Here is a 12,823-nt window from a genome sequence, read left to right as displayed (position 1 = left end):
CCAATGAGCTTTCCGTCCCGGACAAAGAACACCTGGACCACCGCGTCCTCACTGTCCCTGGCCATGGCAATGATGTCCCGGTCCTCCATGCTCTGGCTGGTGATCTTCTGCTTCTGGGCCACCTGCTTTACGCTGTTTAAAAGCTCCCGGTATTCGATGGCCGTTTCAAAATCCATCTCATCCGAGGCCTGCATCATCTTTTCCTCCAGCATGGAGAGGACCGGCTCGTATTTTCCGTTTAAAAAATCCAGGGTCTGGGCCACAGCCTTTCCATATTCCTCCTGGGAAATATACCCCTGGCAGGGAGCCTGGCACTGCTTAATGTGGTAATTGAGGCAGGGCCGCTCCTTCCCTATATCCTGCGGGAGCCGCCTGGTGCAGGTACGGAGCTTCCACAGCTTATGGATCAGGTCGATGGTATCCTTCACCGCCCCGGCACTGGTATAGGGGCCGAAATACCGGCACTTATCCTTCTTCATGGTCCGTGAAAACAGGACTCTGGGGAAGGCCTCGTCCATGGTCACCTTGATATAAGGATACGTTTTGTCATCCTTTAACATGGTGTTGTACCTGGGACGGTGCTCCTTGATCAGATTGCACTCCAGGACCAGGGCCTCCAGCTCTGAATCCGTAATGATATACTCGAACCGGGCGATCCGGGACACCATTTTTTCGATCTTGGCCGTCTTGCTCCGGCTTTCCTGGAAATACTGGCGCACCCGGTTTTTCAGGCTTATGGCCTTTCCCACGTAAATGATCTCGTCATGCCTGTCGTGCATGATATAAACTCCCGGCGAAGCTGGGAGTTTTTTCAGTTCCTCTTCTATATTAAAACCGTTCTCGTCTTTCTCTGTCAACGCAGCCGCTCCCCATCAAATTTTTTCAGCATCCGCACATGCTGGCGGATCCCGGAGATCTGCTCTGCCGCCGAATCCCCCTGGGGGCGGATATCCAGGACCATACAGATATCGTCCACTTCCTTCTGCCCCGCCTTCTGGGAAAGCCTGGCCAGAGCCTCCAGCATCTTATCGTAATCCCTCACATCCATGGCGTCAAAAAACTCCAGGAGATGGGGATTCATGGGCTTCTCCTCCTCAGGTTCTTCCCCGGCCTGGATCCCCGGTCCGTCACCCATCCGGCATCCCGGCTCCGTCACCCGCTCAAACCGGTAATCCTGGTCTGCATCCGGATATTTTTCCCGGTCCACCTCTTCCATGAACATGGACAGGGGCCGGACCCAGACCTTAAAATCCCCGTAAAGAGCCTGGTAGACCACCATGGCCTCTCCCGTTTCGGAGTGGGAGGCAACAGCCACGATCTGATACATCTTATTTTTAAAGTGCCGGTAAAACTCTCCCGGCGCCGGTAATCTTCTCTGCTCCATCTGCTCCTCCCTACTGGGCCTCTTCCTTAAAATGATACCGGTTGGCGGCACTCCACAGCATCCACTCATCGTAGCCGGCGTCCTTTACGGCCTGGATCTGCCTCTGGACCTCCTTATATCCATAGGGGATATAGTTTCCTTCCCCCAGGTACGAGGCTGTGAAATCCTGGAGCCAGGGCCGGACAATGGCCTGGCTGCTCACATGGCCGTCGGCCTCCGCCGCCTGGTCCATGACCATCTGGGACTTTTTAAGCGCCTCCAGCACAGTTTCATAGGGCATGGTATCCGGATGCTCCAGGCCAAAATTCCCCGGCCCGTAATGGGACGGGTAGATCATGGGACAGATATAATCCAGATGCTTGGCCATCTCCGTATAGACCTGGCCCACGGCCTGGGCGTCGATGTCGCTGCCGATGATCGTTCCAAATACATCGGCGGACACAAAAAGCCCCTGGGAAGCCAGATTTTCATAGGCATACTTTACAAATTCCGTGATCACGTCGGTCTTGCTGCGCCCGCCGGTCACCGCCTCGTCAAAGACCACATCCCTCATGGTCCCCTCGGTGGAAAACCGGATGTAATCGAACTGGACCTCGTCGAAGCCGGCCTCCTTTGCTTCCGTTCCCACCTCCACCAGGTAGTCCCAGACCTCCTTCCGGTAAGGATCCACCCAGGCCATCCCCTGCCGGTCCCTGTAAAGGCTTCCATCAGCCAGATGCAGGCTCCACTCCGGCTTTTTCTCCGCCAGCCAGGGATCCCTGAAGGCCACCACCCGGGCGATCACATACAGGCCCCGTTCCTTCAAAGATGCGATGAGTTCCTTCATATCCTGGACATAGGGACGGCAGGCGCCGATCTCCGATGCCACCGGCGAATCCACCGGACAGGTGATCCGGCCCTGGTCATCCTTAAAGTCAATGACCACCGTATTGATCTCCGTCCCGGCGGCGCTGTCTAAAATATTCTGGAACAGCTCCGTACTTCCAGCCATAGGGCCGGAAATATAGATCCCACGTACCTTCACGGCTTCCCTTCCAGGCAGCGCCGGATTGTTCTCATCCACGATCCTTAAGGATACAGTCCTGTTTTTATCCGGTCCCACATTTTCAATGACCTTGATCCCGCTGGTCTCCTCCTCAACAGGAGCCTCCTCCACGGTTTCTGTCTCCGCCGGACCGGTCTCTTCCTCCGGTGCAGGCCTGGAGCAGCCGGTCAGGGCCAGAAGACCGGCCATGGAAAATGCAAATAACCATTTTTTCATCGTATCGTTCCTTTTCACAAGCAGCTTTCTGCGTATTTTTTTCCGTTATCTCTATACTAACATAAGTATGGGCATTTAGGAAAGAAAAAAATTCAAAAAACCTCTGTTCAAAACCTCCTTTTTGTACGATAATAGGAATGTATGTGAAAATCTATGGCAGATCACAGGAGGAGGAGCATAAAGAAACATGAGAAAACTAGGATTTGACAACAACAAATATCTGGCCATGCAGTCCGATCACATCCGTGAGCGGATCAGCCAGTTTGGAGATAAACTGTACCTGGAATTCGGTGGAAAGCTTTTTGACGACTACCATGCCTCCCGGGTGCTTCCGGGCTTTGAGCCCGACAGTAAGCTGCGGATGCTGATGCAGCTTTCCGATCAGGCGGAGATCATCATTGCCGTCAGCGCCGCCGATATCACGAAAAACAAGATCCGCTACGATCTGGGCATCACCTACGATGTGGACGTTCTGCGGCTCATCCACGCCTTTACGGACCGGGGGCTCTATGTGGGAAGCGTAGTCATCACCCACTACTCCGACCAGCCGGCCATCCTCCAGTTTAAGACAAAGCTGGAAAAAATGGGGATCCGGGTATACCGCCACTACACCATCGACGGCTATCCCAGCAATATCCCCCTGATCGTCAGCGACGACGGCTTTGGAAAAAACGACTATATCGAGACAGAACGGCCTCTGGTGGTGGTAACGGCTCCCGGTCCTGGAAGCGGGAAAATGGCCACCTGCCTTTCCCAGCTCTATCATGAAAATAAGCGGGGCATCAAGGCCGGCTATGCGAAATTTGAGACCTTCCCTGTCTGGAATCTTCCATTAAAGCATCCGGTGAACCTGGCCTATGAGGCGGCCACGGCCGATCTCAACGACGTGAACATGATCGACCCCTTCCATCTGGAGGCCTATGGTACCACCACGGTAAACTACAACCGGGATGTGGAGATCTTCCCTGTCTTAAGCGCCATCTTTGAAGGGATCTTCGGAGAGTGCCCCTATAAATCCCCCACGGATATGGGCGTCAACATGAACGGCTTCTGCATCATGGACGACGAGGCCTGCCGGGAGGCATCCCGCCAGGAGATCATCCGCCGCTATTACCAGGCCCTGGGAAAGATCGTGGACGATGAATCCGCCCGGAGCGAGGCCTATAAGATCGAGCTGATCATGAAGCAGGCAAAGATCACCACCGAGGACCGTCCAGTAGTCCCGGCCGCCCTCTCCCTGGCCAGATCCCTGGGCGCTCCGGCCGCAGCCCTGGAGCTGCCTGACGGAAAGATCGTCCTTGGAAAGACCAAGGAGCTCCTCGGGGCTTCCGCTGCCGTTCTTTTAAATGCCATCAAGGAGCTGGGCGGCATCGACCATGACCTGGATCTCATCTCGCCCGAATCCATTGCGCCCATCCAGGAGCTGAAGGTCCGGTATCTTGGAAGCACCAATCCCAGGCTCCACACCGATGAGGTCCTCATTGCACTGTCCACCTGCGCCGCCACGGACCAGAATGCCAGAACAGCCCTGGAACAGCTTCCAAAGCTCAGAGGCTGCCAGGTCCATACCTCTGTCCTTTTGTCGGATGTGGACACCAATATCTTTAAAAAGCTGGGGATCGAGCTGACGTGCGAACCAGTCCAGGAGGATAAGAAATAGCAGTTTTCTGCGTTTTCTTATGACGGTCCGCCAGGCCCTCGGACCTGGCGGACCGTTTTATAGATCTCATGCCGCCGGACGGCAGGTGCAGAGCCGTCTGGAAGCAGAGGGGAAGATCCTTCCCCATATCAAATACAATCAGGAGGGTTACAACATGAACGAATTTCTGCCAAAGGAACTGAAGGACTACATCGCCCAGAACCAGGACACACTGGTAAAACTTCTGGACACCTTATGCCGCATCCCGGCCCCATCCAACCATGAGGAGCTTCGTGCGGAGTTTATCCGGGACTGGTTTGAAAAAGAGGGCTGCAAAGGCTCTTACATCGACAGCGCCTTAAACGTGATCTACCCGTTCCACTGCGAGTCCCAGAAGGACCTTCTGGCCTTCACTGCCCATTCCGATACGGTCTTCCCGGATATGGAGCCTTTTGATGTGGTCTATGACGGCGACATCATGCGGTGTCCCGGTGTGGGCGACAATACATCCAATCTGGCCATTATGATGCTTTTAGCCGCATGGTTCACCAAAAACAACTATGTTCCCAAATGCGGCATCCTCTTCGTTGCCAGCTCCGGAGAAGAGGGACTTGGGAATCTGAAGGGCGTACGCCAGTTAATGAAGGACTATGAGGGAAAGATCGCTGTCCATGTGGCTCTGGACGGCTCCTACGATTCCGTGGTCACCGGCGCTGTGGGCTCCCTGCGCTACCGTGTGGGCGTACATACCGAGGGCGGCCACTCTTATGGAAAATTCGGCAACCTGAACGCCATCCAGGTACTGTCCTCCATGATCGATACCCTTTATTCCTATAAGGTTCCGGCGCCGGGAAAAAGCACCTACAACGTGGGCACCATCACCGGAGGCACATCAATCAACACCATCGCCCAGTACGCAGAGATGCGGTTTGAATACCGTTCCGACGTGCGCGAAAGCCTGGCGGCCATGAACAAATACTTCCTGTCCGTTGTGGACGCATACAGAAACATGGATAAGGTTTCCGTGGATCTGGAGCTCCTTGGAGAGCGTCCCTGCACCGGAGACGTGGACCAGGAAAAACAGGATGCCCTGGTGAACAAAGCCTTAGACATCATCGAGGCCTTCACCGGAAAGCGCGTGGAATGCGAATCCGGCTCCACCGACTGCAACATCCCGCTTTCCACCGGCGTTCCCTCCCTCTGCTTTGGCGGACATATGGGAACCGGCGCTCACACCCGTGAGGAGTTCCTGAACGTAAAGGATCTTCATATGGGAATGGAGATCGTTGCTGCCTTTATGATGACGTATATGAATTAATGACCGGAGGATATCATGAATCTTGACAGAATCTTTCACTTAAAAGAAAATCACACCGACGTAAAAACGGAGGTCATGGCCGGAGTCACCTCGTTCATGACCATGGCCTACATCCTTGCTGTAAACCCCAACATCCTTTCCGCTGCCGGAATGGACCATGGGGCCGTCTTTTCCGCCACCGCCATCGCTTCCTTCCTGGGAACCCTGTGCATGGCCCTGTTTGCCAACTACCCCTTTGCCCTGGCACCCGGCATGGGCTTAAACGCCTACTTTGCCTATACGGTAGTCCTGGGCATGGGCTATTCCTGGCAGGTGGCTCTGGCAGCCGTCCTGGCAGAGGGGCTGATCTTCATCCTTCTGTCCCTGTTCAATATCCGGGAGGCTATCTTCAACGCCATCCCCTTCAACCTGAAAAAGGCCGTCAGCGTGGGCATCGGCCTGTTCATCGCCTTCATCGGCTTGCAGAACGCGAAGATCGTCATCGGCGGCTCCACCCTGGTGGGCCTGTTCTCCCTGAAGGGCTATAACGAGACCCTGGCAGAGGGACTGACCGCCTCCATGAGCGACGCCGGGATCACTGTCCTGCTGGCCATCATCGGCGTGATCATCACTGCTGTCCTGGTGGTAAAAAACATCAAGGGCAATATCCTCTGGGGGATCCTGATCACTTGGGGACTTGGCGTGATCTGCCAGTTTGCCGGACTTTACGTACCCAACCCGGACCTGGGCTTTTACAGCCTGCTTCCGGATTTCTCCAACGGGATCTCCATCCCCAGCCTGGCTCCGATCTTCTGTAAGTTCAGCCTGGACGGGGTGCCGCTCCTGGAATTTGCCGTAATTATCTTTGCATTCCTGTTTGTAGATATTTTTGATACGATAGGAACACTGATCGGCGTGGCCTCCAAGGCCGATATGCTGGACAAAGACGGAAAGCTCCCCCGGATCAAGGGCGCGCTCATGGCAGACGCCATCGGCACCACCGCCGGAGCCATGTTAGGTACCTCCACAGTCACCACCTTCGTAGAAAGCGCCTCCGGCGTATCCGAGGGCGGCCGCACCGGACTTACCTCCCTGACCACCGCCGTGCTGTTCCTCCTGTCCCTGCTGCTGTCCCCGGTCTTCCTGGCGATCCCGTCCTTCGCCACGGCCCCGGCCCTCATCGTCGTAGGCTTCTACATGGTGGGCGCGGTCAGCGACATCGACTTTAAGGATCCCGGCCAGGGCATCCCCGCCTTCATCTGCATCGCTGCCATGCCGTTCTTTTACAGCATCTCCGAAGGCATCTCCATGGGAGTTATCTCCTATGTGGCCGTCAACGCCGTCACCGGCAGGGCAAAAAAGATCAGCCCCATGATGTACGTCCTGGCGCTGCTCTTCATCCTGAAATACATCTTCATGTAAACCAAAAACCTCCCGGAAGCCCCAAAACCCAAAGGCACCGGAAGCACGCCAAAAGCACACAACGAAAGCCGCAGAAAGCCTCGCCACACTGGCCCCTTCTGCGGCTTCTCTCTATCCCTTTTCCTTTCCCTCCCTCACACAGCCAGCGTCTCTGCCGCCCGGAACGGGCCAGGAAAGCCGGGCATTTGCAGGGGCCCTGGCACATCCCGGCCTGCGGGAAGCTGCGTTATGGTCCGGCATGGACCTGTCTGAGCGGAGCGAGTTGTCCATGCCGGATCATGCCCTTAGCAGATTTCCGGAGGCCCTGGATGTACCCGGCCCCGAAACCAGCCCGGATTTCCTGACCCGTTCCGGGACCTGCACCCCCGCATGGCCTTCACCCCACCTCAATCCTGCTTCCACCCCCGCCTCCGGTCCGGTCCTTTTTCACAACGATCTTCCTGTCGATCCGTTCCTTTAGCTCCGCCACATGGGAAATGATCCCCACCATACGGTTTCCTCCGGCCAGACCGTTTAATACCTTCACCGCCTGGTTTAAGGCCTCCTCATCCAGGGAACCAAAACCCTCGTCTACGAACATGGCATCCAGCTGGATCCCTCCGGCCCTGGCCTGGATCTCATCAGAAAGCCCCAGGGCCAGAGAAAGGGACGCCATGAACGACTCTCCGCCGGAAAGCGTCTTCACACTGCGCTGGCTTCCGTTATAATGATCGGTCACATTCAGATCCAGCCCCACCTTTCCCTGCCTGGTGTCCTGGTCCTTTTTCCGCACCAGCTCATACTGGCCGCCGGTCATGGTCATGAGCCGCACATTGGCCTTCCGGAGGATCCTGTCAAAGTACGCCATCTGCACGTACGTCTCCAGCTCGATCTTATGCTTCTGGGCCAGATTCCCATTGGCCGTATCCGAAAGGGCTTTCACCCAGATGTAGCGTCTCTCTGCCTTCACCATGGCGTCCCGGCTTTTTAAAACGGCGTCATAGATCCGGCGGTTGTTCTCATATTCCGCATACTGCCTGGTCCTTTCTTCCCGGGCTTCCTCTCTTTCCCTCTCCTTCTGTCCCAGTGCCTCTGCGGCGTCTGCCTCGCTCTCCGTGACCATGGGATCCGTCTGTCCCTCCAGGGCTGCTATTGCTTCCCGGAGGCCGGCATCCTTCTGCATACATTCCAGATATGCCCGTTCTGCCTCTGCGGTCTGTTCCGATACAGCCCGCTTCTTTTCCCGGGCTGCCTCTTCCCTTCTCCGGTTTTCCTCCCTGGTAAGAGCTCCCAGAACCGCCTTTTTCTCCTCTATGGAGCCCAGAAGACCAGCCCGCTCCGCATCCATACGGGCCAGAAGGAGCATCTTATCCCCGGCCTGTTTCTGACAGTCTCCAGACAGCCGTTCCGTTTCCTCTGCCGCCTTTTCCAGCTGCTCTCTCCGCAGCAGCTTTTTCCGGTTCACCTCCAGCTCCGCCTGGATCTTTGAAAGCGCCGCATCCAGCTCCTCCAGCTCGTTTTCCATCGCTTTCCCAGATTTCAGACCGGCTTCGGTCCCCTGAAGCTCCAGCTCCTCCTGGATCTGATCCTCCAATGCCTCCAGCCGGCCCATGCCGGCAGACTCCTCCTGCTGTTTTTCTGCCAGCTCCCTCTGGACAGCCTCCAGCCGCTTCTGGAGCTCCAGGCGCTCCTCCCGAAGCCTCCGGCAACAGGCGGTTTCCTCCCGGGCCTTTAAAAGCGCATCCGTTTTCTCCCTGCACCGCCGGGACAGTTCCTCAAAAGCCTCCCCGTTGTCTGGAAGCCCCAGCTCCTCCAGGAAGCTCTTTCGCTGGTCACGAAGGCCCGAAAGTGCCGTTTCCGCAGCCGTCACAGTCTCCCTGGCCCTTTCCTCTGCCTTCTGGAGCTCTGGAAGCGTGGTCTCCAGCCTGGCATTCTCCTGTTCCACCCTGGATTTCTGCTCCAGGAGCTGGATCATGGCTCCCGCCTGCTCCTTCCCTGCATCCAGCGCTGTCTCTGCAGCCTTGATCTCTGCGACTGCCCGGCTCTGGAAAAACGTCCTCCATTCCCGGTCTTCGCAGGATATGGCCATGTCAAACAGCTCCCCTGCCTCTGCCCTCAGGCTCTCCTCCTCTTCCCGAAGCCGCAGGCCGCCCTGCATGGCCGCCGCGCTGGCCTCGATCATGGCCTGTCTGACCCGGTCCGCCTCCTTCTTTTTCCTGTCCAGCTCTGGCTTTTCGGGCGCTCCCGTTAAAAGCCTGGCCGGTTCCGGATGGTGGACAGAACCACAGACCGGACATTTCTCTCCCTCTGTCAGATTTCTGGCCAGAAGCCCTGCCTGGGCGTCATAAAAAAGCTGCTCCATGATCCCGAGATCCTCCTGGACTCTTCCATGAACGGCAGCCGCCTGCTCATACTCCTTCTGGGCCCGCTCCAGCTCCTGGAACATGACGTCCAGCTTTTCCATCCTTCCATAAAACTGCTTCACTGAAGCCAGCCTCTCCGTCAGCCTCAGCTCCTCCTGCTTCCAGGCTGCCAGTGAAAGTTCCGTTTCATGGAGCCTTTTTCCCATCTCCTTTAGGGCAGATTGATCCGCCTGGGCAGCCTTCCACTGCTCCCCAGCCTGCTTCCAGGAATCCTCTGCCCGGCACAGCCTTTCCTTCCCGTCCCGGATGCCCCGGTCCAGAAGATCCAGCTTCCGCCTCTGCTCTGTGCAGCGTTCTGCCTCATGGACCATGGCCTGCTCCCTGGTCTCTGCTCCCTCCATTTCCAGAAGGCTCTGCTCCAGGGCATCCTTTCTTTCCCGCTCTCCGGCCTCCTGCTCCAAAAGCCTTGAAAGCCGCTCCCGGTTCCCGGCAAGCTGCTCCCGGACCTCCTTCCACTGGGAAAATTTCCCCTCCAGTCCGTTCCTTCTGTTCTGGAGTCCTGTCTGACGTCCCAGCAGACGTTCCCGTTCTCCATCTGCTTCAGAGAGTGAACGGATCTCCCTTTTTTCAGCCAGAAGCTCCTGGTCCAGCTCCGCCTGCCTTTTCAGAAGGCGTTCCAGTCCCCCGGCTTCCTCCTCCCGTCTCCGGTCCAGACCGGCCAGACGGGACTGATCCTGTTCCAGGCCCCCATATTGCCTTTCCCATTCCGTACATTCCTGGATCATCCGGTCCAGCTCCGGCACTGCATCCCCGGAGCTTTTCGCCTCCTCCCAGGCGCCGGCCGCTGCCTGGAGTACCGGAAGGAACTGTTCTCTCTCCTTTTTCCTCTCCTCCAGCTCCTTCCTTCTTTTTCCATTCTGGCGCACTTTCTCCAGGTATGCGGCCTGCTCCCGTATCTGGCCGTCCAGCTTCTCCAGACGGGCGTCCAGATTTTTCAGACGCCCACTTCCCCGGTCTGTCAGTGCCTTTAAAAGCTCCAGCCCTGCCTCCACCTGGCCCTCAAACTTCACCTTCCTCAGTTCCGACAGCCGTTCCTCCAGGTCTGGCTCCCCCGAGCAGTCCGCCCCATCCAGAGACTGGGCAATGCTCCGGCGGATCTCCCTGTATTCCGCATCACAGGCATTTTTTTCCTCCCGGAGACGGTTCTGCAGGTCAGAAAAAAGCTCCGTATGGAACAGCTGGCGGAAAATCTTTCCCCGCTCTGCCGTATCTGCCAGAAGGAGCTTCTGAAAGTCCCCCTGGGCGATCATGGCGATCTGGGTGAACTGCCCATAATTAAAGCCCAGGATCTGCTCCACAGCCCGGGTCACCTCACCCGTCTTTGTCACAGGCTGCCTGCCGTCATAAAAATACAGCTCCGCCCTGGCCGTCTGGGTCGTAACACCCTGGCCCCGTTCCTTGGGACGCACGTATTCGGGATTCCGGCGGACCCGGTAGCGCTTTCCATGGCTTAAAAACGTCAGCTCCACAAAAGTCGGTGTCCCGGCCTTTGCATACTTACTCTGGAACATACCGGCCTCCCGGACGGCCCCGCTGGCCTCTCCGAAGAGCGCAAAGGTGATAGCGTCAAAGATCGTCGTCTTGCCTGCACCGGTATCTCCGGTGATCAGATACAGGCCGCCGTCCCCCAGCTTTGTGAAATCCACCTCTGTTTCCGCCGCGTAAGGGCCAAAGGCACTGATGATCAGTTTTTCCGGCTTCATGCTCCCGCCTCCCCACTGAGTATTTTTTGTATCATATATTCTGCCAGCTCCTTCTGCTCATGGTTCATGGGCTGGTTATTCTGAAGCTCATAAAACTCTTCAAAAAGCTCCATGGGAGTCTTCTCCTTCTCATGGTCCCCAGCTTCCATCTCCCGGTCCTCCCTGGTCCTCCGGTTGTCATACTCCAGCCGCATCAGGTTCGGATAAACTGCCCGCAGCTTCTGGATCCCTTCGGGAATGTCCTCCTCGTCCGTGAGCGTGATCTGGACATAGTCCTCTGTGTTCATCTCCCTGTAAAATTCCCGGCTGGCCACCTCCATATATGTCCCCCGGAGCTTCCTCATGTCCCGCAGCGGCTTTAAAGGGATCTGGGAGATCTTTATATTTCCCTTCTCAAAAAGCTCCACCACGGTCACTGACTTCTCCTGTGATGCCTCTGAGAATGAATATTTCAGCGGCGTTCCGCAGTAGCGCACCGTCTCCCGTCCCACATGCTGGGGACCATGGATATGGCCCAGGGCCACATAGTCGAAGGAATCGAACACCGATACGCCCACCTGGTCCAGGCCGCCCACCGAAACCTCTTCCGACTCACACCGGACGGCTCCCGTCACAAACTGATGGGCCACCAGTACGTTCCGCGTTCCCGTATCCACATCCAGGTGATCCACCGCCGTCCGGACCGCTTCCTCATACGTCCCGATCTCCTGGTCCGGAAACACATGGCGGACTGCCGCCGGCTTCAGAAAAGGAAGGAGCCATATGGTCACCGGACCGTACTGGTCCTCCATAACAATGTTCCTTCCTGTTCCGTCGTACACCGGAGATACATACACCCGGCGGCCGCTCATGATCTCTGCCCCAAAAGCGATCCGTTCCGGAGAGTCATGATTTCCGCTGATCAGAAAAACCGGGATCCCCCGGTCCGCCAGAGACGTCAGAAATCCGTCCAGCACCTGCACTGCCTCCCCGGACGGCACGGTCTTATCATAAATATCCCCGGCCAGGAGAACGCCGTCCGGCCTCTCCTGGTCCACGATCCCCAGAATCTCATCTAAAATATACCTCTGATCCTCCAGCATGGAAAACTCATATACCCGCTTTCCAATATGGAGATCCGAAAGGTGCAGCAATTTCATACGCGCAAACCTCCTCAGCTGTTTTCTTTTCAATCAGGAAAGCAGGCCTTCCTCTGGTCAAAAGCAGGATCTTCCATCAGATCCTGCCCTCTCTTTCCAGATATTCCAGGAATGCCGTACATCCAGTGACCACATCCCTGTACGTTTCATCAAACGCCCCGGAATACCAGGGATCCCGGCAATCTGCCGTGGAACCTGCAAACTCAAGCAGCTTTCTGATCTTATCCCCGCTGCGGTGCCCGGTCATGCGTTCTATATTTCTGATGTTCATGGAATCCATGCCGATGAGATAATCATAATGGTCATAATCCGCCGCCTTTAGCTGGACGGCCCGCTTGCCGTCGCAGCGGATCCCGTGCTTTGCCAGTTCCTCTCTTGCCGGCGGATAAACCGGATTTCCTACCCCATTCCATATTTCTTCTGTGCTGGTGGCCGCCGACGCGATCTCAAATTGATCGGCCATGCCCCGCCTGGATACCATATCCTTTAAAACGAACTCTGCCATAGGGGAGCGGCAGATGTTGCCGTGGCAAATGAATAATACTTTAATCATCTTTTTATATCTCCATTTAAGTC

The 12,823-nt window shown here is 56.4% G+C and carries 9 protein-coding genes; 3 read left to right on the top strand and 6 right to left on the bottom strand.

The window, feature by feature from the left end; translation table 11 throughout:
• The 3 genes from uvrC to WIH05_RS09840 all read right to left on the bottom strand — a co-directional run.
• Nucleotides 1-779: excinuclease ABC subunit UvrC (uvrC, locus tag WIH05_RS09850; RefSeq protein ID WP_337425318.1), on the bottom strand; the 779-nt coding region annotated here is incomplete at its 3' end.
• Nucleotides 780-853: 74 nt separating this feature from the next.
• Nucleotides 854-1,384, bottom strand: coding sequence for a DUF1653 domain-containing protein (locus tag WIH05_RS09845; protein WP_022273365.1), 531 nt, complete (start codon nt 1,382-1,384; stop codon nt 854-856).
• A gap of 10 nt (nt 1,385-1,394) precedes the next feature.
• Nucleotides 1,395-2,645, bottom strand: coding sequence for a putative glycoside hydrolase (locus tag WIH05_RS09840; RefSeq protein ID WP_022273364.1), 1,251 nt, complete (start codon nt 2,643-2,645; stop codon nt 1,395-1,397).
• Between the two features lie 187 nt (nt 2,646-2,832).
• Between WIH05_RS09840 and WIH05_RS09835 the strand changes: the two genes are divergently transcribed.
• From WIH05_RS09835 to WIH05_RS09825, 3 genes are all read left to right on the top strand, one after another.
• A complete protein-coding gene (locus tag WIH05_RS09835) occupies nt 2,833-4,305 on the top strand; it encodes a DUF1846 domain-containing protein (protein ID WP_022273363.1) in 1,473 nt (490 codons plus the stop codon).
• A gap of 154 nt (nt 4,306-4,459) precedes the next feature.
• Entirely contained in the window at nt 4,460-5,602 is a 1,143-nt protein-coding gene (locus WIH05_RS09830) for a M20/M25/M40 family metallo-hydrolase (RefSeq protein ID WP_022273362.1), read from the top strand.
• A 15-nt stretch (nt 5,603-5,617) separates the two neighbouring features.
• Nucleotides 5,618-7,003, top strand: a complete 1,386-nt coding sequence (locus WIH05_RS09825) for an NCS2 family permease (protein ID WP_022273361.1) — start codon at nt 5,618-5,620, stop codon at nt 7,001-7,003.
• Nucleotides 7,004-7,379: 376 nt separating this feature from the next.
• Here the strand turns inward: WIH05_RS09825 and WIH05_RS09820 are convergent, their stop codons facing one another.
• The 3 genes from WIH05_RS09820 to WIH05_RS09810 form a co-directional block, all read right to left on the bottom strand.
• Nucleotides 7,380-11,108 carry an SMC family ATPase gene (locus WIH05_RS09820; protein WP_022273360.1) on the bottom strand — a complete coding sequence of 1,243 codons (3,729 nt, stop codon included), beginning with the start codon at nt 11,106-11,108 and terminating at the stop codon, nt 7,380-7,382.
• Nucleotides 11,105-12,247, bottom strand: coding sequence for an exonuclease SbcCD subunit D (locus WIH05_RS09815; RefSeq protein ID WP_022273359.1), 1,143 nt, complete (start codon nt 12,245-12,247; stop codon nt 11,105-11,107). Before WIH05_RS09815 ends, WIH05_RS09820 begins: the two co-directional genes overlap by 4 nt.
• Nucleotides 12,248-12,323: 76 nt before the next feature.
• The gene (locus tag WIH05_RS09810; protein WP_022273358.1) at nt 12,324-12,800 is read right to left on the bottom strand and encodes a low molecular weight protein-tyrosine-phosphatase; all 477 of its coding nucleotides are present in this window, start codon (nt 12,798-12,800) and stop codon (nt 12,324-12,326) included.
• Between the last annotated feature and the right edge of the window lie 23 nt (nt 12,801-12,823).

Source organism: Alitiscatomonas sp. (genome assembly GCF_037242085.1).
GTDB lineage: Bacteria > Bacillota > Clostridia > Lachnospirales > Lachnospiraceae > Alitiscatomonas > Alitiscatomonas aceti.
The sequence above is the reverse complement of the archived record's forward strand: the minus strand, read 5'-3'. Positions and strand labels throughout refer to the sequence as shown.